The organism is Amycolatopsis rifamycinica (assembly GCF_000695625.1).
Classification (GTDB): Bacteria; Actinomycetota; Actinomycetes; order Mycobacteriales; family Pseudonocardiaceae; genus Amycolatopsis; species Amycolatopsis rifamycinica.
The window spans coordinates 35,924-59,616 of sequence record NZ_JMQI01000058.1; the positions used below are offsets into that span (position 1 = coordinate 35,924).

The window sequence follows — 23,693 nt, forward strand, 5'->3', positions numbered from 1 at the left end:
CCCACCCCCCGGGACTTGACTCTGACGTCGACGTCAGGTTCTCACTTAGCCGCCATGACCTCCGTGACCGTCCTCGGACTCGGCCCCATGGGCCGCGCCCTCGCCGCCGCGTTCATCGCCGCCGGCCACCCGACCACCGTGTGGAACCGCAGTCCCGGCAAGGAAACCGGCCTCGACGCGGCCGTCGCCGGGACGGCCGCCGAGGCGGTGGCCGCCAGCCCGCTCGTCGTGGTGTGTGTACGGGATTACGCCGCGGTACGCGCGGTTCTCGACGCCGGAGCCCTCCGCGGCCGCACCCTGCTGAACGTCACCGGCGGCTCACCGGCCCAAGCCCGCGAGCTGGCTTCCTGGGCCGCGGACCACGGGATCGGCTACCTCGACGGCGTGCTCGTGGCGACGACCGACGCCATCTGCGGCCCGGACGCCACCCTCTTCGCCAGCGGTCCGGCCCACACCTGGGCGGAGCACCGCGGCACGCTCGCGGCGCTCGGCGGGACCACGAGCCACCTCGGCGAAGACCCCGGCCGGGCCGCCGCGTTCGACGCGTCGCTGCAGGACATGCTCTGGACCTCGATGAGCGGCGTCGTCCACATGTTCACCCTCGCCAAGGCCGAGAACATCGACGCCACCGACCTCGCCGGGCACGCCAAGACGCTGCTCGGCTTCTTCCCTGACATGATCGACTTCCTCGCCGGCCAGGTGGCGTCCGGTCGCTACCCGGGCGACGCGGGCACCCTCGAAGCCACCGCCGCCACGATGGACCACGTCCTCGCCGCCATCCGGGCGAAGCACCTCGACAACGGCGTGCTGTCCGCCGCCCGGGCCGAAGTGCAGCGCGCCCTCGACGCCGGGTACGGCGCCGACGGCTTCGGCAGGCTCGCCGCACTACCGCCGGCTCACCGGCGCGGCCGGAAGTAGTGCTTCGTGATGTACTCGCCCACGCCCGTGCCGAGCGTCGTGCCGTCCACGTCCGCGGAGCGGAAGTGGATGCCGGCCCAGATGCGGGCGCCGACCACCTCGGCGGTCGCCTGCGAGAAGCTGCCGAAGTGCCGGGTGGTGCCGCTGTCGACGCTGGACGCGCTGAAGGAAACGTTGTCCCGGCCGAAGAAGTGTGCGTACGCCGTCATTTGCGCGGCGGTCCGGCAGGTGTGGCCGGACGGGTAGTCCGGGTTCGGCGGGGTGACCACCAGCGGGGTCCACCCGGGATCGGGCTCGGTGGCCGGGTTCCCGTCGGTGCCGGCGAACCGGATGGCCGTGACCGGCCGCCAGAAGTGCCAGAACTCCTTGTCGTTCGCGCAGGCGATGGCGCCGTCCGTGCCGGCGAAGTCCGCGAGTGCGTACAGGCGCGCGGTTTCCAGCACGCCGAGCCGCTGGGTGAGCGCGAGGTCGCGTTTCATCCCCCAGCTCACGGACCGCCGGTCGTGCCACCAGAGCGCCGCCTCGGTCTGGTCCGCGGTGCGGGCGGTGCTCGTCGCCGAGCCGAGCCGCTTGACCTCGGCGAAATCGCGGGCGTAGGCGCGGCTCGTGACCGACGGCGGCCCCGGCGTCCGGAACATCGTCGCGTCCGGGACGGCGAACGGCTTCAGGAAACCGACCCACGCGCCGCTGTTTTCGAAAGCCGGCGGGGTGGGGCGGTACTGCCCCGGCTCGGTACCGACGGTCCAGAGCCGGGGGTCGAAGGCGCCGTCGCCCTGCCGTGCGGTGACCATCGCGGCGGCCGCCTCGGCGCCGACCCGGACGCCGCCGCGCTTCGCCGGTCCGTCCGGCAGGCCGGCGAGCCACTCGTCGTACTGGACGCGCAGCCTTTCCCGTTGTTCCGGGAAAATCGCGTCCAGCACGCGGTAGGCGGCCGTGCCGACGGCGGCGTCCGCCGACTCCCGGCCGGTGGCCCGCGGAGCGACGAGGTAGGGCTCGTACGGGGTACCTTCGATCGCGTTCACCGCGTCGTAGACCGCGCCGCTGACCATCGCGAACCCGCGTCCGGCGACCTGCGGCGGCGCCTGGTGCGCGACGTCCCAGATGGCGGTCTGCGCGTTGAGGTCCCAGACCACGACCGCGTTCGGTGCCGCGTTCGCGCCGGCCGCCTCCGGTGGCGCGAACGGCGTTGCCAGGATGAGCGCCGCGAGAACCGCCGCGCAGCGTGCCTTGACCATCGTCAACCCCACGGATATGCGTTTCGCATCGACACTGCCACGCAACGTATCGCCAGCCGGTCCGCGGGGGCAATCCCCTCAGGCGAAGACTGCCCGGTTCGCCTCCACCCATTCGGCGTACGTCGTTCCCGGCCGGCCGAGCAGTTCCTCCACGACACCGGTCGGCACCTGCGGGGATCGCAGCGTTTCCGCGAAGCCTTCGAGCAGCCAGCCGACGGCCTCTTCCGGGATGCCGAAACCGATCCACCGCGCGCGCTGCTCCGCCGGGCTCAGCTCGCGGAACCGGATCTCCCTGCCCAGCACGGATCCCAGGGTTTCGACCTGCCCCCGCAGGCTGATCGCTTCGGGTCCACTGAGGACGTACGTCGCTCCGAGGTGCCCGTCCGATCGCAGGACCCGGGCGGCCACGGCGGCGATGTCGCCGAGGTCGATGGGTGTTTGCGTCGCGTCGCCGTAGGCCATCGCCACCTCGCCCGCCCGGACCATGGGCGCCCAGTCGAGCGTGTTGTTCATGAACGCACCCGGCCGCAGAAAGGTCCAGGCGAAACCCGCCTCCCGGACGGCCGCTTCGACGGCGGCGTACTCGTGGCCGCTGGACCCCTCGTGCTCGTCCCCGACACTGCTGCCCGACAACGCGACGACCCGCTCGACACCGGCGTCGGAAGCCAGCTCGCAGAACCGCCGCACGGTCCGCGCCATCGGGGCGAGGTACACCGCCGAGACGCCCTTGAGCGCCGCCGGCAGCGTCGACGGCCTCGCCAGCGACCCGACGACCACCTCGGCCCCGGCCGGCAGCCGCGCGCGTTCCGGGTCGACGGTCAGCGCCCGCACGGGCACCCCCGCCGCGACGAGTTCGTCGACCACCAGCCGGCCGGCACTGCCGGTCGCACCCGTCACCAGGATCGTCATGAGCACCCTCCTCATTCTCGTACGCCATACGAGATCGTACGGCATACGAGAGCCCCGGCGCACATGATGACTCTCAGGAGGAGATGGTCGGCAGTTCCGGGGCCGCGACGTCGTAGACCTTGCCGTCCTGGGTCAGCAGGGCGGCCAGGACCTTGGCCTTGCGGTCGGTCTGCTCCGCCGTTCCCCAGCGGACGATCTTGCCGTTGGCCAGCGTGAACTCCACACTCGCCGGCGTCTTCGCCGTCGCCGTCGTGACCTGCTTGAGGAGCTGCTCCGGGATCACCCCGAGCACCGCGGTCACCGCGCGGGTCACCGGGTCGTCCGCCGACACCTTCGGCAGCTTGAGCTCCGGCAGGCCCGGCGGCCGGGCCGAGACCGTCTTGAACACCACGCCGCCGCCGTCGACCAGGTGGACGCCGTCGCCGCCCGGGCCGCTGTCGAAGAACGCGATCGCCGTCCGCTCGGTCACCGTGATCTCGACGGTGTTCGGCCACGAGCGCGACACCTCGACCGTCGCGATGCCCGGCATCGCCGCCACCCGGTCGCGGATCTCGTCGGTGCTCAGCCGCAGCATCGGCTTGTCCGCCGGGACCGCCGCCACCGTGCGGATCTGGTCGGCGGGCACCGTGCGGGACCCGCTGACCGCGACCTCCTGCGCGCCGAGCATCGAGCTGAAGAACAGCAGGTAGACCAGGGCCACCACGGTGAGCACCGAAAGCAGCGCGACCCACCGGCGGCGGATCTCCACCTGCCGGTTGGGCCGGTTGGGCCGGTTCCGCGGCGAAGGACGCGCGGCGCGGGTCCGGCGGCGCTCCTCCTCGGAGCGCCGCCCCCGCCGCTGCCGCGCCAGGGCAGCGCGATCCGGGACGTCCTCTTCCGAGGAGGGCGGACGGCGGCGTTCCCTGGTCGGACTCATGGCCTCAGCGCTTGTCCAGCTCGGCGAGGATCTCCGGGCCCAGCTGCGTCACGTCCCCCGCCCCCATGGTCACCACGAGGTCGCCCGGCTTGGCCAGCCCGGCCACCAGCGGCGCGGCGACGTCGAACGCCGGCTCGTAGTGCACCGACGCGGTCACCCGGTCGGCGATCAGCGCACCGGTGACGCCCGGCTCGGGCTCCTCGCGCGCGCCGTAGACGTCCAGCACGACGACCTCGTCGGCCAGCGACAACGCGGAAGCGAACTCGGCCGAGAACGTCTTGGTCCGCGAGTACAGGTGCGGCTGGAACACCACGATCACCCGGCCGGACCCGGCCGCCGTCCGCACCGCGCGCAGCTGCGCGGCCACCTCGGTCGGGTGGTGGGCGTAGTCGTCGTAGACGCGGACGTCGCCGGCCCGGCCCTTGAACTCGAACCGCCGCCGCACCCCGCCGAACGCCGCGAGCCCCGCGACCATGCCGTCGACCGGCGCCCCGAGCTCGATCCCGGCCAGCAGGGCCGCGACCGCGTTGAGCGCCATGTGCTCGCCCGGCACGGCGACGCGCACGGAAACCTCGGTGCCGCCCAGCTCGAGCCGCACGACCCCGCCGTCCGGGGCCGGCGCGTAGTCCAGGACCCGCGCGTCGGTGCCCGTGCGGCCGTAGCGGCGGACCCGGACACCCAGGTCGGCGGCCTGCTGGCCCAGCTCGTCGGCCGCAGGATCGTCGGCGCAGACGATGAGCAGGCCGCCCGGCACGATCCGGCTGACGAACTCGGTGAAGACCTTCGTGTACGCCTCGGCCGTGCCGTGGTGGTCCAGGTGGTCCGGCTCGACGTTCGTCACGACCGCGACCGACGGCGAGTAGGTCAGGAACGAGCCGTCGCTCTCGTCGGCCTCGGCGACGAACACGCCGCCTTCGCCGTGGTGGGCGTTGGCCCCGGACTCGTTGAGGTCGCCGCCGATGGCGAACGACGGGTCCAGCCGGCAGTGCTGCAGCGCCACGGTGAGCATCGACGTCGTCGACGTCTTGCCGTGCGTGCCCGCGATGCAGGCGACGCGGTGGCCTTCCATCAGCCCGGCCAGGGCCTGCGCCCGGTGCAGCACCGGGATGCCCGCCGCGCGCGCGGCGGCCAGCTCGGGGTTGGTCTCCTTGATCGCCGTCGAGACGACCACGGCCGACGGCGGCTCGGACAGCGCGGAAATGTTTGCGGCCGCCTGGCCGACGAACAGCTCGGCGCCCTGGGCCCGCAGCGACAGCAGCGCGCGCGACTCCTTGGCGTCCGAGCCCGACACGAAAGCGCCCCGGGCCAGCAGGATCCGGGCGATGCCGGACATCCCGGCCCCGCCGATCCCGATCAGGTGCGCCCGGCGCAGTTCTGCGGGCAACTCAAGCTGTGCCGATTCAACCACGAGCGGCCTCCAGAACGATGCGGGCGAGGGTCTCGTCGGCTTCGCGGTGGCCCATGCCGACCGCCGCCGCGCCCATCTTCGCGACGCGGTCGGCGTCGGTGACCAGCGGGACGACGAGCTCGGCGACCTTCGCCGGGCTGAGGTCGGCGTCGTCGACCATCAGCGCGGCCCCGGCGTCGACCGCCGGACGGGCGTTGGTGGCCTGCTCGCCGTTGCCGATCGGCAGCGGGACGAACACCGCGGGCAGCCCGACCGAGGTCACCTCGGCGACGGTCATCGCGCCCGAGCGGCAGATCGCGACGTCGGCCGCGGCGTAGGCCAGGTCCATCCGCTCCAGGTACGGCACCGGCACGTACGCCGGCTTGCCCGGGAACTCCTGCACGACCAGCGTGTTCTTCGGCCCGTGCGCGTGGAGGACGCCGACGCCGGCGTCGGCCAGGTCCTTCGCCGCGCCGGACACGGCCGAGTTGATCGACTGCGCGCCCTGCGAACCGCCGAACACCAGCAGCGTCGGCGCGTCCGGATCGAGGCCGAAGAACTCGCGCGCCTCGGCCCGCAGCGCGGCCCGGTCCAGCGCGGTGATCGACCGCCGCAGCGGGATCCCGACGACCTCGGCGTTCGGCAGCGGCGTCCCCGGGACGGCGACCGCGACCCGCGCGGCGAACCGCGCCCCGACCTTGTTCGCCAGGCCGGCCGACTTGTTGGCCTCGTGCACGACGATCGGGACGCGCCCGCGCGCGGCCAGGTAGGCGGGCAGGGCGACGTAGCCGCCGAAGCCGACGACGACGTCCGCGCCCACCCGGTCGAGGACCTCGCGGGTCTTGCGGACCGAGTCGCGGACCTTCAGCGGCAGCCGGATCAGCTCCGGCGTCGGCTTGCGCGGCAGCGGCACCGGCGGGATCAGCTCGAGCGGGTAGCCGCGGGCCGGGACGAGCTTGTTCTCCAGGCCGCGCTCGGTGCCGAGCGCGACGACCTTCGCGTCCGGGCGCAGCCGCATGACGGCGTCGGCCAGGGCGAGGGCCGGTTCGATGTGTCCTGCGGTGCCACCCCCGGCGACCACGACCACGGGCGCCTTGCCCGTGGCGGCTCGCTCGGTTCCCTTGACGGGCTTACTCACCTATGACCTCTCCGGTTCGCGGTACTCCGGGTACCACGGCTCGCTGTTGTCCGCGCGGCCCCGCCGCGAGACGTGCTCGTGCGGGCCGTGCTCGTCCGTGCCGCGCTGCGGCGCACCGGTTCGCGGACCGACCTGCGTCGTTCCTGTGCCGGGGCGGGCCGGGCCGCACGGGGCGCCGGCCGGGCCGCCTTCGCCCCACTCCGCGCCGCCGCCTTGCGCGTGGCGGGCGGGCGGTACGGGTCGGGCGCGGGCAGCCGCAGCAGACGCCCGAATTTACCCGGCCCCTGTGTGCGCAGTGCGGCCACCGCCTCCGGTTCGTGCCGGGCGGCGTTCGCGAGCACCCCCATGATGAGCATGGTGATCACCAGCGACGTCCCGCCGTAGGAGATCAGCGGCAGCGTGACGCCGGTGACCGGCAGCAGGCCGACGACGTAGCCGATGTTGATGCCGGCCTGGGCGACGAGGAACACCGTCAGCGTGCCGGAGACGATCCGGATCCACGGGTCGATGTTGCGGGTGGCGATCCGCAGCCCGACGACGGCGACCCCGCCGAACAGGGCGAGCACGACGACACAGCCGATCAGGCCGAGCTCCTCGCCGATCAGGGCGAAGATGAAGTCGTTCTGCACGTTCGGCAGGTAGCCCCAGTTGGAGGTGCCCTGGCCGAGGCCCTTGCCCAGCAACCCGCCGTCGGCCAGCGCGAGCTTGGCCTGGTTGGCCTGGAAGCCCTCGGCGCTGACGTCGGCGTCCGGCGAGAGGAACGACAAGACCCGGGCGAGCCGGTAGGGCGCGATGACGGCGAGCACGAGCACGCCGGCCAGGCCGCCGGCGAGGATGACGCCGAAGAGCCGTTTCGGGGCGCCGGCGAACCACAGCAGCGCCAGCAGCACCACGGCCAGGGTGACCGTGCCGCCGAGGTCGGGCTGCAGCATGACCAGGGCGAACATCAGCAGCGCGATCGGCACCACCGGCACCAGCAGGTGCCGCCACTGGTGGATCACGTTGTACTTGATCACCAGGATGTGGGCGCCCCAGAAGGCCAGCGCGACCTTCGCCGCTTCGACCGGCTGGAAGGTGAATTCGCCGATCTTGAACCAGCCCTGCGAGCCGTTGACCTCCGAGCCGAGCGGGGTGAGCACGAGCACCAGCAGGCCGAGGCAGATCACCGTCGCGGTGGCCGACATCCGCCGGATCCGCTCCAGCTTGACCCGCAGGCCCAGCCAGAACACGACCGAGCCGAGCGCGACGAAGACGAGGTGCTTGACGAACAGCGAGTACACGCCGCTGCCGGTCTTCGGGTTGTAGGAGGCCACCGAAGACGCCGAGAGCACCATGACGATGCCGATGACGGTGAGCACGCCGGTGAGGGCGAGCACGAGGTGGAACGACGCCAGCGGCCGCGAGAGCCACGCGGTCAGCGCGGTCCGGACGGCGACGAAGCCGCTCTCCTTGCGCTCGCGGCGCGGCCGCTTCGGCGGCGGTGCGGGCTTGTTTTCAGCTGTCGTCACTCGGTTCCCCCGCTGCGTCGTCGCGAAGGACACGCACGGCCGCGGCGAACGCGTCGCCGCGCTCGCCGTAGCTCGAGAACATGTCCAACGACGCCGCGGCGGGTGCCAGCAGCACCACGTCACCGGGCCGGGCCATCGCGCTGGCCGCACTCACCGCCGCAGTCATGGGTTCATCGTCACCCGGACGGAGGCTGTTCACCGGGACATCCGGCGCGTGTCGCGCAACCGCGGCGGCGATCACGGGTGAATCGACACCGAGTAGCACGACTCCGCGAAGGCGGCCCGCGATGCTGCTCACCAGCTCGTCGACCGACGCGCCCTTGAGCTGGCCCCCGGCGATCCACACGATGCTCGCGTGGGCGCGCAGGGACCCGGCGGCCGCGTGCGGGTTGGTCGCCTTCGAGTCGTTGATGTACCGCACCCCGGCCACCTCGGCGACCTCGACGGCCCGGTGCGGCGCCGGCTGGTACTCGCGCAGGCCCTTCGCCACGGCGTCCGGCGAGACGCCGTGCGCGCGGGCGAGCGCGGCCGCGGCGAGGGCGTTGGCGACGTTGTGCGGGCCCGCGGGGCGGACGTCGGCGAGGGTGGCCAGCGCCTCGGCGCTGTTGTCCGGGTCGGCGACGAAGGCCCGGTCGACCAGCAGGTCCTCGACCACGCCGAATTCCCCGGCGCGCGGGGTGTCGAGCTGGAAGCCGACGCGACGGGCGCCTTCCGGGGCGTGCTCGGCGGCGATCCGGGTGGACCAGTCGTCGTCGGCGTTGTGCACGGCGACCTTGGCGCGGGCGTAGACCCGGCCCTTGGCGGCCGCGTAGGAGTCCATCGAGCCGTGCCAGTCGATGTGGTCCTCGGCCAGGTTCAGCACCACGGCCGCGTCTGGGGCCAGCGTCGAGGACCAGTGCAGCTGGAAGCTCGACAGCTCCACGGCCAGCACGTCGTACCCGGCCTGCACCGCGTCGAGCGCCGCGTAGCCGATGTTCCCGCAGGCCACGGCGTTGCTGCCGGCGGCCTTGAGGATGGATTCGAGCATGCCGGCGGTGGTCGTCTTGCCGTTGGTGCCGGTGACCACCAGCCACGCCGGTGGGTGCTCCCGCAGCTGCCCGACGCGCCAGGCCAGCTCGACGTCGCCGATGACCTCGACCCCCGCCTCGGCGGCCGCCACGAGCAGCGGTGACGTCGGCCGCCAGCCCGGGCTGGTGACGACCAGGACGGCGTCGGACGGCGGCTCGGTCAGCCCCGGCACCAGCTCGGCGCCGAGGCCGTCCAGCTCGGCCAGGCGCTCGGCGTTGCCGTCGGTGACGGTGACGCGCGCGCCCAGCTCGACCAGCGCCGGCACCACCGACTTGCCGGTGACCCCGGCCCCGGCGACGAGAACGTGACGACCAGCGACATCCATGTCAGCCGCCGAGGCCTAGCTGCTCGCTGTAGAACAGGCCGAGGCCGAACATGCAGCAGATCGCCGAGAGCAGCCAGAACCGGATGATCACCGTGGTTTCCGCCCAGCCGGCGAGCTCGAAGTGGTGGTGGAACGGCGCCATCCGGAACAGCCGCCGCCGGGTCGTCCGGAACACCGCGATCTGCGCGACCACCGAGATCATCTCGACCATGAACAGGCCGCCGATGACGATGGCGAGCAGCTCGGTGCGGGTGGTCATGGACAGGCCGGCGACCAGGCCGCCGAGGGCCAGCGAGCCGGTGTCGCCCATGAAGATCTTCGCCGGGGCCGCGTTCCACCAGAGGAACCCGACGCAGGCGCCGGTCGCCGCGGCGGCGACCACGGCCAGGTCCAGCGGGTCGCGGACGTCGTAGCAGGCGGCGGCCGGCGCGTTGGCGCAGGAGAGCCGTTCCTGCCAGAACGAGATCACCACGTAGGTGGCCAGCACCATCGCCGCCGCGCCGCCGGCCAGGCCGTCGAGGCCGTCGGTGAAGTTCACCGCGTTCGACCAGCCCGAGATCACGATGTAGCAGAAGATCACGAAGATGACCGACGGGAAGGTGATCAGCGCGAGGTCACGGACGTAGGAGAGGCTCTCCGACGCCGGCGTGATGCCGTGCTCGTTCGGGAAGTTCAGCACCAGCACCGCGAAGGCGATGGTGACCACGAGCTGCCCGACCAGCTTCGCGGTCTTGTTCAGCCCCAGGTTCCGCTGCTTGCGGATCTTGATGAAGTCGTCGAGGAAGCCGACGATCCCCAGGCCCACCGCGAGCATCAGGACGAGCAGCCCGGAGGCCGTCGGCGCGCCGCTGCGGGAGTTGAACATCCAGTTGATCAGGTGCGCGGCGAAGTACCCGACGACCATCGCGATGATGATCGCGACACCGCCCATGGTCGGGGTACCGCGCTTGGACTTGTGTCCCTGGGGGCCTTCCTCGCGGATCTCCTGGCCGAAGCCCTGCCGGGAGAAGACCCGGATCAGGTAGGGCGTGAGCAGGATGGAGATCAGCAGGCCCGCCGCGGCCGCGATCAGGATGCTGATCACGCGTCACCACCGTTCGAGCGATTCTCGGAGTTGTCGGTTTCCCGGGGTTCGAGCAGGGCCTCGGCGACCCGCCAGAGGCCGGCGGCCTTGGAGGCCTTGACCAGCACCACGTCCCCGGGGCGGAGCTGATCATGCAGCAGGGCGATCGCGGCCTCGACGTCGGGTACCAAAGTGGATTCCTCGCCCCAGGAACCCTCCTGGAACGCACCCTGGTGCATGGCCGCCGCCTCGGGCCCGATGACCACGAGCTTGGCGATGTTGAGCCGGACGACGAGCCGGCCGATCTCGTCGTGGGCGTTGACCGAGTCCGCACCGAGCTCGCCCATCACGCCGAGCACGGCCCAGGACCGGCGGCCGGTCTCCCGCGTCATCGCGGCGAGGGCCTTCAGGCCGGCCCGCATCGACTCGGGGTTGGCGTTGAAGGAGTCGTTGAGGATCGTCACGCCGTCGGGCCGGGTGACGACCTCCATGCGGCGGGCGGACCGCCGTTCGAGGGCCGAGAGCCGGGCGGCGATGTCCGCCGGGCTCACCCCGAGCTCCAGCGCGACCGCCGCGGCGGACAGCGCGTTGCCGACGTGGTGCTCGCCGTGCAGCGGCAGCCGGACGTCGGCCTCGCCGGACGGCGTGATCAGCCGGAAGGACGCGCGGGCCTGCTCGTCGACGGTGATGTTCTCCGCGCGGACCTGGGCGGACGGGCTTTCGCCGACGAACACCACACGGGCCTTCGTCCGGCTCGCCATCGCCGCGACCAGCGGATCGTCGAGGTTCAGCACCGCGACGCCGTCCTCGGGCAGGGCTTCGACGAGCTCGCCCTTGGTCTTCGCGATGCCTTCGCGCGAGCCGAACTCGCCGACGTGCGCGCTGCCGACGTTGAGCACGACGCCGATCTTCGGCGGCGCGATCTCGGCGAGGTGCGCGATGTGCCCCGGGCCCCGCGCGGACAGCTCCAGCACCAGGTGCCGGGTCTCCGCGTCGGCCCGCAGCGCCGTCCAGGGGTGGCCGAGCTCGTTGTTGAACGACCCGGGCGGCGCGATCGTCGGGCCGAGCGGCTCGAGCAGCTGCGCGATGACGTCCTTGGTCGAGGTCTTGCCGGAGGAGCCGGTGACCCCGACGACGGTCAGCTCGCCCTCGGCGAGGCGCTGCACGACGTGCCGGGCCAGCTTGGCCAGCGCGGCCAGCACCGCGGCGCCGGAGCCGTCCTTGTCGCCGGTCAGCGCGACCGACCGCTCGTGGGCCTCGCCGGCGGGCAGCGGCGGGACGACGATCGCCGGCGCGTCGACTTCGCGGGCGGCCAGCACGGCCACGGCGCCGGCCTCGACGGCCTGCGCGGCGAAGTCGTGGCCGTCGACCTTCTCCCCCGGCAGCGCGACGAACAGGCCGCCGGGCGTGAGCTTCCGGGTGTCGAACTCCACGGTGCCGGTCACCTGCGCGCCCGGCTCGGCGCGGTGCAGCCGGCCGCCGACGACGTCGGCGATCTCGGCCAGGCTGAGCACGATCACACACTCACCTCGAGTTTGTTGCGGATGGCCGCGGCCAGCTCGTCGCGGTCGGAGAACGGGTGCACGACACCGCCGGCCTCCTGGCCGGACTCGTGCCCCTTGCCGGCGAGGAAGACGATGTCGCCCGGCTCGGCGAGCGAGACGGCGTGCGCGATGGCCTCGCGGCGGTCGCCGATCTCGATGACCTCGCCGCCCTCGGCGGGGCCGACCGCGCGGGCGCCGGCCAGCATGGCGGCGCGGATGGCCGCCGGGTCTTCGGAGCGCGGGTTGTCGTCGGTGACGATCAGGACTTCGCTGCGGCGGGCCGCGGCCTCGCCCATCATCGGGCGCTTGGCGGTGTCCCGGTCGCCGCCGCAGCCGAGGACGGTGATGATCCGGCCCTCGGTGCGGGCCCGCAGCGCGTCCAGGCCCTGGGCGACCGCGGCGGGCTTGTGGGCGTAGTCGACGACGGCGGTGAACTCCTGGCCGACGTAGACGCGCTCCATCCGGCCCGGCACCTGGACCTGGGCGAGCCCGGAGACGATGTGCTCGAGACCCACCCCCGCGGTGCCGAGGATCGCGGCGGCGAGCACGGCGTTGGCGACGTTGAACTCGCCGGGCAGGGGGATCCGGGCCGCGGCGCGGACGCCGTCCGGGCCGTGCAGGGTGAACGTCTGCTCACCCTGCGGGGTGGTCTCCAGGTCCGTGGCCTTCCACACGGCGTCGGTACCCGGGTCGGTGGTGACCGTGATCGTCTGCGGCGTGAGCAGGGCCTGGCCCCACGCGCTGTCGACCACGACGACCTCGTGCGTCGAGCGGCCGTCGAACAGCAGGGACTTCGCGGCGAAGTACTCCTGCATGTCCTTGTGGAAGTCCAGGTGGTCCTGGGAGAGGTTGGTGAAGGCGCCGACCGCGAACCGGGTGCCGTTGACGCGGCCCAGCGCGAGCGCGTGGCTGGAGACCTCCATCGGCACGTGCGTGACGCCGCGTTCGAGCATCACCGCGAGCAGCGCCTGCAGGTCCGGCGCCTCGGGCGTGGTGAACCCGCTGACCAGGCGTTCGCCGGCGATCCGGGTCTCCACCGTGCCGATCAGGCCGGTGGTCAGGCCCGCGGCCTGCAGGCCGGCGTCGACCAGGTAGGACGTCGTGGTCTTGCCGGAGGTGCCGGTGACGCCGAGCACCGACAGCTTCAGCGAGGGCTCGCCGTAGATCCAGGCGGCGATCTCGCCGAGCGCGGCGCGCGGGTCCGGGTGCACGAGGATCGGGACACCGGCGTCGCGCAGGGCGGGCCGCTCGGCGCCTTCGGCGTCGGTGAGCACCGCGACGGCACCGGCGGCGACGGCCTGGTCGCTGAAGTCGGCACCGTGGGCGCGGGCGCCCGGGAGCGCGGCGAAGAGGTCACCGGGCAGCACGTGCTGCGCGCGCAGCGTGGTGCCGGTGACGGTGAGCTCGGCGGCGTCGGGGCTCTCGGCGATGAGGCGGGCGTCCGCCCTGGCGAGCAGCGTCGCCAGCGGGACCGGGTCGATGCGCGCCGGGCGGGGCGGCGCGGGGACCGCTTTCACCGGGCTTTCCGGCACCTGGGAACTGGACGAGGACACGGACACGGCCAAGAGGCTACCGGCGGCCGGTTGGGGCGCCCGCACGCGGTACGGCGATTGCGTGCGAGCCGGGTACATGTGGTAGACGGCGCTCTGGACCCCGTTGCCCCGCAACGGTTTCGAGGTTCTCGGCCGATGTGGACGTTCACGCGCCGAAGCCCCCTCACCCGGTGAGGGGGCTTTAACGGACAGTGCCTGCCCTACGGGGTGATGATGAGCGGAACCTCCGGCGAGGGCCCGTCCGACAACGGAATCTGGTACCGCTGCGTCACGTACGACGCGATGGTGTGGAACAGCGGCGCGGCGGAGTGCCCCACCGGCAGCGTCGTGTCCGGCGCGTCCAGCCGGATCCCGACGACGAACCGCGGGTGGTCGGCGGGCAGGATGCCGGCGAAGGTGATGTTGTACAGGTGGTCGCTGTAGGCCCTCGTCCGCGGGTCGACCTGCTGGCCGGTGCCGGTTTTCCCGGAGATCTGGTAGCCCTCGACCGCCGCCGTCGGCGCGGTGCCCTTCTGCAGGCCCTTGCCGTTCTGGGCGACCGCGCGCATCATGTCGCGCACCGTCTTGGCCGTCTGCGGGCTGACCACCCGGACCGACTTCGGGGCCGGCTCGGGCACGGTCGTGCCGTCCGGGTTCACCTTGGCCTTGACGATCCGGGGCTCGACGCGCAGGCCGTCGTTGGCGATCGCCTGGTACATCCCGGCCATCTGCAGGATGGTCATCGACAGGCCCTGGCCGATCGGCAGGTTGCCGAACGTCGTCGCCGACCACTGGCTGCGCGCGGGCACCACGCCCGCGCTCTCGCCGGGCAGGCCGACCCCCGTGCGCTGGCCGAGCCCGAACGACTTGAGCAGGTTGGCGTAGCGCTCCTCGCCGATCTGCTGCGCCAGCAGCAGGGTGCCGATGTTGGAGGACTTGGCGAAAATGCCGGTGGTGGTGAACTTCTGGGTGCCGTGGGTCCAGGCGTCGTGCACCGTCTTGTCGGCCACCTGCAGCGCGCCCGGCACGTCGATCGTCGACTCCGGCGTCGCGATGCCGTAGTCGATCGCCCCGGTGGCGGTGACGAGCTTGTTGACCGACCCGGGCTCGAACGGCGTGGTGACCGCCGGGTTGGCCAGGTCGTCGGTGGTCCAGTGGCTCTGGTCGTTGGGGTCGAACGTCTTGTCGTTGGCCAGCGCGTAGACCTCGCCGGTCTTGGCGTCCATGACGACGGCCTGGCCGCCCTTGGCGTGCGACTGCTGGACGTAGTCGGCCAGCTGGCGCTGCACCTCGTACTGCAGGTCGGAGTCGATGGTCAGCTCGAGGTCCGAGCCAGGGACGGCGGCCTGCAGGTCGCGTTCGGTGCCCGGGATGACGACGTTGTCGCTGCCGTTCTTCGTGTTGACCATCATCCGGCCCGGCGTGCCCGCCAGATCGTTGTCGCGCAGCAGCTCCAGCCCGACCAGGCCGTGCAGGTTGTGCTTGGAAACGTCCGAGTCGTCGGAGCGCCAGTTCGCGGCGCCGACGATGTTCGACGCCAGGTTGCCGCCCGGGTATTCGCGCAGCGCGCGCTTCTCGACGCCGATCCACGCGAAGTGCTTCACGATGTCGGCGGCGATGGACGGCTCGACGTTGTTCACCAGGTAGGTGAAGGACGCCTGCTTGTGGAACAGGTCGAGCAGCTGCTGCTCGGTGAGCACGTTCGGCAGCTTGCCCGCGATGTACTTCGCGGCCGCGGCGGTCTCGGAGTCGAACGTCTTCGTCGTGCCGGGGTTCTTGGCGGCGAAGTCGTCCATGCTCTTGCGCAGTGCCTTGAGGTTCACCGAGAGCGTGCGCACCTCGACGCTGAACGCCAGCTTCGCGCCGTTGCGGTCCACAATGGACCCGCGCTGGGCGGGGATGTCGATGGTCTGGGTGCGCTGCCGCTCGGCCGCGGCCGAGAGCGCGGCGGCGTCGAACCACTGCACCTGCACCAGTTTCACGCCGGCGACGATCAGCACGGCGACCAGCAGCAGGCGCACGACGGAGAACCGGCTGCGGTGCCCGCCGTTGGCGCGGCGCGCGGCCGCGCTGCGGGTGCCCGCGGCGTACGTCCGCCGGGCGCTGCCCGCCGCGCGGGCGCGGACCTGGCTGCGGCCGGAAGCCATCACTGGCCGCCTCCGGGCTGGGCCGGCGGCTGCTCCTCGGCGGGCACGGCGGGCTGGTCGCCCTCGATCGGCGCGCCCTGCTGCGACTGCGTGCCCGCGGCGGGCGCGGCGGGCGGTGCGGCCGGCACGACGGGCGCGTCCGCCTTGGCCTTCTTGGGCTCGCCGACGAGCGAGGTCTTCCCGTCGGGGCCGACGACGATCCGCGCCGGGTCGCCGCCGGGCACCATGCCCAGCTGCTGGGCCGCGGGGGCCAGCGAAGCGGGCGACTCGGCCTTGGCGACGTCGCGCTGCAGCTGTTCCTTCTGCTCGGCCAGGTTCGCGTTGGTGGTGCGCAGCTGCTCGAGCCGGTAGGAGTCGGCGATCGCCTGCGTGGTCAGCCACAGCGTGGTCGCCACGCCGGCGGCCAGCAGCGCCATCATCATCAGCACGAACGACGCGCGCGACTTCGGCAGCAGCAGCTTGAGCTCGAACTTCGGCTTCTCCGCCGTCTCGGCGGGCCGGACCTTCGGCTCCGGGCGCGCGTCGCGCTCCTTGAGCAGGTCGGCGCGCTGGGCGCGGCGCGCGTAGGCGCGCTCGGCCGCGGACGTGCGGCCGCGCGACCCGCGCCGGGACGGGGTCTGCGTCGGCTGCCGGCCCGGCTCGACGGTGTCCGTCGAGGTGCGGTCGGCCTCGGTGCGACCCCCCGTCGCCGGCGCGGCCCGGCGGCGGGAGGACTTCGCGGGAGCGGTCATCGCGGCTCTCCGATCCTCTCAGCGGCCCGCAGCCGCACCGAGGCGGCGCGCGGGTTCCGTTCGATCTCCTCTTCGCCGGCCTTCTCGGCGCCGCGCGTGAGGAGTTTCAGCTCCGGTCCGTGCCCCGGCAGCTCCACCGGGAGCCCTTCCGGGGTGCGGGACTTCGCGAGCTCGGCCAGCGCTTGCTTGACCAGCCGATCCTCCAGGGACTGGTAGGACTCGACGACGATCCGGCCGCCGACCTTCAGGGCGCCCAGCGCCGCCGGCATGGCCCGGCGGAGCACTTCGAGCTCGCCGTTGACCTCGATCCGCAGGGCTTGGAACGTCCGCTTGGCCGGGTGCCCGCCGGTGCGGCGGGTGGCGGCCGGGACGGCGTCGTAGAGCAGCTCGACCAGCCGCCCGCTGTTGGTGAACGGCTCCTTTTCGCGGGCGGCCACGATCGCCTTGACGATGCGCTGCGCGAAGCGCTCTTCGCCGTAGTCCCGCAGGATGCGGACGAGCTCGCCGGGCGCGTAGGTGTTGAGCACGTCGGCGGCGGTGAACCCGGTGGTCGGGTCCATCCGCATGTCCAGCGGCGAGTCCTTCGAGTAGGCGAACCCGCGTTCGGCGCGGTCCAGCTGCATCGACGAGACGCCGAGGTCGAACAGGATGCCGTCGGCCTTGGCGACGCCCACGCTTGCGAGGGCCTCCGGGAGCCCGTCGTAGACGGTGTGCACCAGATCGACCCGGTCGCCGTGGCGGGCCAGGCGCTCCTTCGACTTCTCGAGCGCGGCGGGATCGCGGTCCAGCGCGACGAGACGCAGCCGCGGAAAGGCTTCCAGGAGGGCGTCGGAATGCCCGCCGAGGCCGACCGTGGCGTCGACGAGGACGCCGTCGCGGTCGGCGAACACGGGGGTGAACAGCTCGACGATGCGCGCCAGCAGTACCGGGACGTGCTCGGGTGCCGTCATGGTGTTCCCTCCCCCTCTCTCGCCTGGGCGGCCCGGGGGAAATATGGCGGATGCCGTCAGGTCCCTGTCCGCCCGCTGCCGACCTGGTACCGGGGAAGGTGCACCAGGGCTGTTGAGCGGACAGAGGCCTCACGGCATCCGGGTGGGCGTCCCCCGAACGCGCGGGCGGCGAACCTCTTCGTCCCCCGACGACGAAGGTGCACCGCGACCGCACGTCTAGAAGACGCCCGGCAGTACTTCCTCTCGAGCCTTCGCGTAGCTGTCTTCGTGCTCCTCCAGGTACGCCTGCCACGCTTGGGCGTCCCAGATCTCCAGCCTGGTGATCGCCCCGATCACCACGCACTCCTTGCTGAGTCCTGCGTACCGTCGGAGCTCGGGCGCGATGGTGATGCGCCCCTGCCCGTCCGGGCGTTGCTCGTCCGTGCCGGCGAACAGGTAGCGCTGGTAGGCCCGAACCGCCTCGTTCGTGAACGGGGCCTCGGCGACCTTGCGCGCCATCTGCTCGAATTCGGCGCGGGGGAAGATGAAGAGGCAGTGGTCCTGCCCCTTGGTGACCATCAGCCCACCCGCCAAGGCGTCACGGAACTTCGCGGGCAGCGCGAGCCGCCCCTTGTCGTCCAGCTTCGGGGTGTGGGTGCCGAGGAACACGGCCTCCACCTCCCTACCGTCCACGGTGGCGAACCACCCCGGACGGCCACGGGGCTTCCCTTCCGCCCCACTGGCCACCACCGTACCCCACTTTTCACCACAGTCAACGCGACAAACGGGCAGACCACTCCGTCGAGTGTTCCGTTTGCGCAGGTCAGCAGGGTGGGGCCTGGTGGGGGCTGTGGTGGGGGACGGTGGCCAAGATCCCCCACGCAGGGACCCGGAGCAACCTCAGCTGTTCCCCACGCGTCCGCATAACGGCCGCGAAAGAACCCTCCACCCCCTCCAAGTCCCCCGGTGGGTCAAAGTGGGGAGCCAAGGTGGGCCCCAGTGGGGAGCCAGGGTGGGGCCCAGTGGGGAGCCCGGCGAACCTCGGCGCGACCCGCGTGCCCAGCCAGGCATCACCACCCGTGACCCACGGGGCATCACCCGTGACCCGCGCGGCATCACCCGTGACCCGCGGGGCATCACACCGCCGGTCCGAGCCGACCGTCCCACCACGCGCGATGCCCCTCCAATCACGCGAGATGACCCTCCAATCACGCGTGATGCCTCCCCAATCACGCGTGATGCCCCTCGGCGCTCAGTCTTCCGGGCTGAGGAGCGCCGTGACCCGTGCCGCGAGGCGGGTGCTGTCGACCGGGCTGACCGTCACCCACTCCGTCCCGCCCCGGCCCGCGGTCTTCGTCGCGCAGTACGCGCCGACGTCCGTGTCGAACCACGTCAGCCCGCCCACCCGCGCCACCCGCCCCGACGCCGACCGGCGGCTCACGCTGAACTGCCCCGCCGCGTACACCGGCCGCGCCTGGATGGCCCGGACCTCCTCGAGCTGCGCCGACGTCGCTCCCGACACGGCGTCCGAGTCCCCCGAGAGGGTCGACGCCGGGAGGCTGATGCCGTAGCCGGGGCCCGCCGACAGCTCCGGCAGGACGTCGACGATCGCCGTGCCGAGCTCACCTTCGCGGATCGAGTCCAGTCCGATCGTCTGCTCCGGCTGGGTCGCCAGGACGCCGCGGCGGCCGCGGGCCGCCGTCACCGCGCGGAACGGTGTCGCCGACGTCATGTCCGCCAGCGCCTCGCACGCGACGTACACCTCGGCGTCCGCGAGCAGGTCCAGCCGCGCGGCCAGAGCCGGCTCCAGCCGGGACCCGTCATAAAGGCCCCGCGAAGCCAGGTTCTCGTAGACGGCCTCGCGCACTTCGGCGCGTTCGGCGTCGGTGACCCCGACGCTGCGGACGCTCAGCGGTTCCGGCGGGCGGTCGTGGCCGAGGTCGGTCCAGAGGATGTCGAACGCCGACGCCGAAACCCGGATCAAGCCCGCCCCAGCGCCGGCGGGACGGGGAAGGTCTCGGCGGGCACGTGCCCGCGCAGCGCGGTGTCCCGCGTCCGCAGGACGTCGATGGCCTTCTGCCGCGCGGCCTCGGCTTCGGCGCGGCGGGCCGCCATCTCCCCGGCCAGCCCGGCGAGGACGAGCACGTTCCCGCTGGACGCGGCGTCGCGGATCATCGACGCCGGGTCGTAGGTCACCGGCGGCGGCATGTCGGCCCTGGCCCGCGCGGCCACCTCGGCCTGCGCCCCGACCGCCCGGCCGACCGACGCCGAGACGGCGGCGGAGTGCGAAAGCCACTTCGCGGCCCGGCCCAGCGCCGCCCGCGCCGCGTCACCCGCCTGGCCACGCCAGTGCTCGTCCGAGGAGGCGACCAGTGCGGCGACGTCGGCGGTGGACTCCTGCAGCCGTTTCGCCAGCCCGTCCCAGCGCGCGCCGGCTTCCCCGGCGGCGACGGGGTCGTTGCCGCGCTCGACCTCCGCGGCCATCGCCTCGTGGCTGTAGGCCTCGTACCGCGCGGTGGGCACGGGTGGTTCGGGCACGGCGCACCTCCTGTCAGGGCAGCTCGGGTTCGACGAGCCCGGCCACCGTGCCCGCGCGGCGGCACGCGAGCGGGGTGTCCGAGAAGCCGGTGTTGCTGACGTCGATCTGGACGCTGGCACCGTCGCCGATGCCGAGCAGGACGGCACAGGTGCCGTCGGCGGCCTTCTTGTCGGCGACCTTCAGCGCGGGGTGGCGGCCGACCGTCGTCTTGGTGACGTTCTTCTTGGCGACGTCGAGGTCGGTCAAGCCGTGTTTCTCGTCGAAGGTGACGGTGACGCCGAAGTTGCCGGGCACGGTCCAGTCGCAGGCCCGCGCCCCGGCGATGTCCTTGGGCTTCCCCAGCACGTTGACGCCGGCGGCCGACCGGTCCTGCGGGGAGAGCAGGGTGCACGGGTCGAGCCCGGCGAGACCGGTCGGCGAAGCGGACGGCGGCGGGACGGCCGAAGCGGTCGCCTGGGCGGAGGTGTGCCCGACGGCGCCCGGCGCCACGGTCTGCTGCCCGCACGCGGCAAGGGAGAAGAGGAGAAGCCCGCACGCCACTCCACGGCCCCGCACGTTCACCCGCTCACCCACCCGTGCAGTCCACGCCTTCGGCCGCCTGCTCGTCCGCGTGCTGGTACTTCGCCAGCGCCTCGCCGATCCGCTCCTTGAGGGTCTCGAGCTCCTTGCCGAACGCCGTCAGCTCCTGCACCGCCGAGCCCTGCCCGCCGATGCCGTACTCCGCCATGAACTCGCCGATCTCCCCGGCGTACCCCCCGCCCAGCGGCACGCTCCGGCCGAGCACCTTGGCTTCGCGGACCATCTCGCCCACGACGTCCTGCAGCCGTCCGAGCTTCGCGTAGGCGTCCGTGGCCAGTTCGGGCGCGACCGCGAAGCCACGGACGTCGAACGGCGGCTGGGTTCGCAGCTCGCTCATAAGCGGTTACGCCTCTCCGTAGCCGGGCGACCTCGAACCGCAGCATACGACAGAGCAGGGTGTCAGCGGGAGCACCCAGAATCGGGTGAATACTCACCCGTTCGAGGTATCGTCGCTGCTTGCGCAGTGTCATCGCGGGGTTCCAGCCCCCGGTTCGCCCGGGTTTGACACACTGGGTGGAAGGCTGGTCGCTGCGCGCGGACAGCAGCGAGGGGGCCGTTCGGCCCGGCGGTGCGCACAATGCGCGCGGCCATGCGCCACCAGGAGGTCGAGTGACGTCGAGAATCCAGTCTGCCGCGCCCGGATCGGGCGAGCAGGCATCCGGGCGGCCGCCTTATCCGGCGGAGCCCTCGGGCAACGGCCGGGTCCACGCCCACCCCGGCAGAGTGCCACTGGACGAGCTGCACGACACCGCGCGACGGATCGCCGCCAACGTCGAACGCGTGCTGGTCGGCAAGCCCGACGTCATCCGGATCGCGCTGGTCACGCTGCTCGCCGAAGGTCACCTCCTGGTCGAAGACGTGCCCGGCGTCGGGAAGACGTCGCTGGCCAAGGCGCTGGCCCGGTCGATCGACTGCACGGTCAGCCGCATCCAGTTCACCCCGGACCTGCTGCCGAGCGACGTCACCGGCGTCTCCATCTACAACCGCCAGTCCGGCGAGTTCGACTTCCGCCCCGGCCCGGTGTTCGCGAACATCGTGGTGGGCGACGAGATCAACCGCGCCTCGCCGAAGACGCAGTCGGCGCTGCTGGAGTGCATGGAAGAGCACCAGGTCACCGTCGACACCTCGACCTACCGCCTCGAGCAGCCGTTCATGGTCATCGCGACCCAGAACCCGATCGAGATGGAAGGCACCTACGCCCTCCCCGAGGCCCAGCGTGACCGGTTCACCGCGCGCGTCTCCATCGGCTACCCCGACCAGCAGGCCGAGCTGGCCATGGTCGACGAGCACGCCGGCCACAACCCCCTCGAAGACCTGCAGCCGGTGTCCGACGGCGTGACCGTGCACCGGCTGATCGAGACGGTCCGCGGCGTGCACATCGCGCCGGAGGTCCGCCGGTACGCCGTCGACGTCGTCGCGGCCACCCGGGGCGTCCCGGAGATCCGGCTCGGCGCGTCCCCGCGGGCCACGCTGCACCTCGTCCGCGCGGCGCGGGCCCAGGCCGCGCTCTCGGGCCGTGACTACGTCGTGCCGGACGACCTCCACACGGTGGCGGTCCCGGTCCTGGCGCACCGCCTGGTGCTGACCACCGAGGCCCACGCGGCCCGCCGGTCGGCCACCGACGTCGTGCGCGCGGTGCTGCACCGGGTGCCGGTGCCGCAGGGCACCCGGCCCTAGCTTTCCGCCGAAGGAAGAGAACCGCATGCTGCGTGCCCTGTCCGGCCTGACCACCCGCGGCCGCTGCCTCCTGGCCGCGGGGATCGCCGCCGCGGTGTGCTCGTTCGTGCTCAACGAACGCGACCTGCTGCGGGTCGCGGTGTTCGTGGTGGCGCTGCCGCTGCTGGTCGCCGCGTTCATCTCGGCGACGCGGCTGCGCATCGGCGCCACCCGCACCCTGCGCCCGCAACGGGTCGCGGTCGGCGGCAACGGCGAGGTGCAGCTGGAGCTGTGGCGCAGCGGACGGCTGCCCGCCGGTGAGATCCTCCTCGAGGACGGGGTGCCGTACGCGCTGGGTTCGCGGCCGCGGTTCGTCGTCGAGCGGCTCCCGCACGACCGGCGCGTCGCCCTGCGTTACCCGCTGCAGCCGGTGCTGCGCGGGATCCAGCAGGTCGGCCCGCTGCGCGCGACCATCACCGACCCGTTCGGGCTGTGCGAGTTCGAGCGCGAGCTGATCGGGCACTCGCGGCTGGTCGTGGTGCCGCGCGTGGTCCCGCTGTGGGGCCTGCCGAGCGGCGCGGGCATCGGCGTCGGCGACGACGGAACGGTCCGGCTGCACGCCGGCCAGGGCGAGGCCGACGTGATCGTCCGCCAGTACCGCCAGGGCGACGACCTGCGCAAGGTGCACTGGCGCTCCACGGCCCGCCGCGACGAGATCATGGTCCGCGTGGAGGAACGCCCGTGGCGCGGCGGCACGACGGTGCTGCTCGACCACCGCGCGGCCGCCCACCACGGCAGCGGCCCGGCGGCGAGCCTGGAGTGGGCGGTGTCGTTCGCCGCCTCGGCGGCCCTGCACCTGCGCCGCGCGGGTCACCGGGTCCGCCTGGTGAGCGAGCACGGCGTCACCCTGGCGGACACCCCGGGCGACGGCGGCGACCACTACGACCACGTCGTGCTCGACGCGCTGGCGGCCCTGCAGCCCGCGCACCAGCGCGACATCACCCTGGCCCGCGACCCGGCCGAGGGCCAGGAGCTGATCGCCGTGCTCGGCACGGTGAGCACGGAGGCGGTGCACGAGCTGGCCCAGTACCGCCCGCGCGGCATCAGGAGCCTCGCGGTCCTGCTGGACACACCGACCTGGTCGGCGGGGGTTTCGGCGCCCGAGCAGAGGGCCGCGGCGACGGAGGACTCGGCGGCGTTGCTGCGCGCGGCGGGATGGGGCGTGATCGTCGCGGGGCCGGGTTCGCCGATGCCACAGGTGTGGGCGGAGTTGTGCCGCAGCGGCGCCCGCCGTGGGACGTTGATCGGAGGGCCGCGATGAGCGGCATCGAGGCGTGCCGAACCGTCCGCGGTCCCGCGGCCCAGCGTGCCGCCGACCCACCGGACACGACTAGCCCCGCGGCCCGGCGCACTGCCACCCCGCCGAACACAACCCGCCCGGCGGCACCGCGCATCACCACCCCGGCAAACCCGGCCCGCCCGGCACCGCGCACCGCCACCCCGCCAAACACGACTCGCCCCACGGCACCGCGCGCCACCACCCCGCCAAACACGACCCACCCCACGGCA

General features: G+C 72.9%; 21 protein-coding genes. 3 read left to right on the forward strand and 18 right to left on the reverse strand.

Features of this window, described 5'->3' with window-relative positions; translation table 11 throughout:
- Window positions 1-54 precede the first annotated feature (54 nt).
- On the forward strand, window positions 55-918 hold the full coding sequence (locus tag DV20_RS27150) for an NAD(P)-dependent oxidoreductase (RefSeq protein ID WP_043785128.1): 864 nt from the start codon (window positions 55-57) through the stop codon (window positions 916-918).
- Here the strand turns inward: DV20_RS27150 and DV20_RS27155 are convergent.
- The 18 genes from DV20_RS27155 to DV20_RS27240 all read right to left on the reverse strand — a co-directional run bounded on the left by DV20_RS27155 (window position 897) and on the right by DV20_RS27240 (window position 20,805).
- A complete protein-coding gene (locus tag DV20_RS27155; protein ID WP_084093690.1) occupies window positions 897-2,153 on the reverse strand; it encodes a vanadium-dependent haloperoxidase in 1,257 nt (418 codons plus the stop codon). The two genes, DV20_RS27150 and DV20_RS27155, sit on opposite strands and share 22 nt — an antisense overlap.
- Before the next feature lie 78 nt (window positions 2,154-2,231).
- Window positions 2,232-3,062 (reverse strand): NAD(P)H-binding protein, encoded by an 831-nt coding sequence (locus DV20_RS27160; RefSeq protein ID WP_043785318.1) that lies wholly within the window; start codon window positions 3,060-3,062, stop codon window positions 2,232-2,234.
- A gap of 73 nt (window positions 3,063-3,135) precedes the next feature.
- Window positions 3,136-3,978 (reverse strand): cell division protein FtsQ/DivIB, encoded by an 843-nt coding sequence (locus DV20_RS27165; RefSeq protein WP_043785131.1) that lies wholly within the window; start codon window positions 3,976-3,978, stop codon window positions 3,136-3,138.
- 4 nt (window positions 3,979-3,982) lie between these two features.
- On the reverse strand, window positions 3,983-5,386 hold the full coding sequence (gene murC / locus DV20_RS27170) for a UDP-N-acetylmuramate--L-alanine ligase (protein WP_043785134.1): 1,404 nt from the start codon (window positions 5,384-5,386) through the stop codon (window positions 3,983-3,985).
- A complete protein-coding gene (murG, locus tag DV20_RS27175) occupies window positions 5,379-6,503 on the reverse strand; it encodes an undecaprenyldiphospho-muramoylpentapeptide beta-N-acetylglucosaminyltransferase (protein ID WP_043785136.1) in 1,125 nt (374 codons plus the stop codon). Before murG ends, murC begins: the two co-directional genes overlap by 8 nt.
- Window positions 6,500-8,011: a putative lipid II flippase FtsW gene (ftsW, locus tag DV20_RS27180; protein ID WP_043785138.1), complete on the reverse strand. Its 1,512-nt coding sequence runs from the start codon at window positions 8,009-8,011 to the stop codon at window positions 6,500-6,502. Before ftsW ends, murG begins: the two co-directional genes overlap by 4 nt.
- Window positions 7,998-9,404: a UDP-N-acetylmuramoyl-L-alanine--D-glutamate ligase gene (gene murD / locus DV20_RS27185; protein WP_043785141.1), complete on the reverse strand. Its 1,407-nt coding sequence runs from the start codon at window positions 9,402-9,404 to the stop codon at window positions 7,998-8,000. The genes ftsW and murD overlap by 14 nt, the downstream gene beginning before the upstream one ends.
- Before the next feature lies 1 nt (window position 9,405).
- Window positions 9,406-10,488 (reverse strand): phospho-N-acetylmuramoyl-pentapeptide-transferase, encoded by a 1,083-nt coding sequence (gene mraY, locus DV20_RS27190; protein ID WP_043785144.1) that lies wholly within the window; start codon window positions 10,486-10,488, stop codon window positions 9,406-9,408.
- Entirely contained in the window at window positions 10,485-11,987 is a 1,503-nt protein-coding gene (locus DV20_RS27195; protein ID WP_043785147.1) for a UDP-N-acetylmuramoyl-tripeptide--D-alanyl-D-alanine ligase, read from the reverse strand. The genes mraY and DV20_RS27195 overlap by 4 nt, the downstream gene beginning before the upstream one ends.
- Window positions 11,984-13,528: a UDP-N-acetylmuramoyl-L-alanyl-D-glutamate--2,6-diaminopimelate ligase gene (locus tag DV20_RS27200; RefSeq protein WP_084093691.1), complete on the reverse strand. Its 1,545-nt coding sequence runs from the start codon at window positions 13,526-13,528 to the stop codon at window positions 11,984-11,986. The genes DV20_RS27195 and DV20_RS27200 overlap by 4 nt, the downstream gene beginning before the upstream one ends.
- A gap of 236 nt (window positions 13,529-13,764) precedes the next feature.
- Complete coding sequence (locus tag DV20_RS27205) at window positions 13,765-15,690, reverse strand: peptidoglycan D,D-transpeptidase FtsI family protein (protein ID WP_043785151.1); 1,926 nt, start codon at window positions 15,688-15,690, stop codon at window positions 13,765-13,767.
- On the reverse strand, window positions 15,690-16,421 hold the full coding sequence (locus DV20_RS27210; protein ID WP_043785155.1) for a hypothetical protein: 732 nt from the start codon (window positions 16,419-16,421) through the stop codon (window positions 15,690-15,692). The genes DV20_RS27205 and DV20_RS27210 overlap by 1 nt, the downstream gene beginning before the upstream one ends.
- Window positions 16,418-17,371, reverse strand: a complete 954-nt coding sequence (gene rsmH / locus DV20_RS27215) for a 16S rRNA (cytosine(1402)-N(4))-methyltransferase RsmH (RefSeq protein WP_043785159.1) — start codon at window positions 17,369-17,371, stop codon at window positions 16,418-16,420. Before rsmH ends, DV20_RS27210 begins: the two co-directional genes overlap by 4 nt.
- 216 nt (window positions 17,372-17,587) lie before the next feature.
- Complete coding sequence (mraZ, locus tag DV20_RS27220) at window positions 17,588-18,019, reverse strand: division/cell wall cluster transcriptional repressor MraZ (RefSeq protein WP_043785321.1); 432 nt, start codon at window positions 18,017-18,019, stop codon at window positions 17,588-17,590.
- Between the two features lie 583 nt (window positions 18,020-18,602).
- Window positions 18,603-19,334, reverse strand: coding sequence for an ESX secretion-associated protein EspG (locus DV20_RS27225; RefSeq protein ID WP_043785165.1), 732 nt, complete (start codon window positions 19,332-19,334; stop codon window positions 18,603-18,605).
- Window positions 19,331-19,888 (reverse strand): PPE domain-containing protein, encoded by a 558-nt coding sequence (locus tag DV20_RS27230; protein WP_043785168.1) that lies wholly within the window; start codon window positions 19,886-19,888, stop codon window positions 19,331-19,333. The genes DV20_RS27225 and DV20_RS27230 overlap by 4 nt, the downstream gene beginning before the upstream one ends.
- Before the next feature lie 13 nt (window positions 19,889-19,901).
- Complete coding sequence (locus DV20_RS27235) at window positions 19,902-20,462, reverse strand: DUF3558 domain-containing protein (protein ID WP_235190974.1); 561 nt, start codon at window positions 20,460-20,462, stop codon at window positions 19,902-19,904.
- Window positions 20,455-20,805, reverse strand: a complete 351-nt coding sequence (locus DV20_RS27240; protein WP_043785171.1) for a hypothetical protein — start codon at window positions 20,803-20,805, stop codon at window positions 20,455-20,457. Before DV20_RS27240 ends, DV20_RS27235 begins: the two co-directional genes overlap by 8 nt.
- Window positions 20,806-21,077: 272 nt before the next feature.
- On the opposite strand from DV20_RS27240, the gene DV20_RS27245 reads away from it, so the two are divergent.
- Together DV20_RS27245 and DV20_RS27250 are read left to right on the forward strand one after the other, a co-directional pair.
- Window positions 21,078-22,145, forward strand: coding sequence for an AAA family ATPase (locus DV20_RS27245; RefSeq protein ID WP_200876505.1), 1,068 nt, complete (start codon window positions 21,078-21,080; stop codon window positions 22,143-22,145).
- 25 nt (window positions 22,146-22,170) lie between these two features.
- Entirely contained in the window at window positions 22,171-23,445 is a 1,275-nt protein-coding gene (locus DV20_RS27250) for a DUF58 domain-containing protein (protein ID WP_043785179.1), read from the forward strand.
- Window positions 23,446-23,693 lie beyond the last annotated feature (248 nt).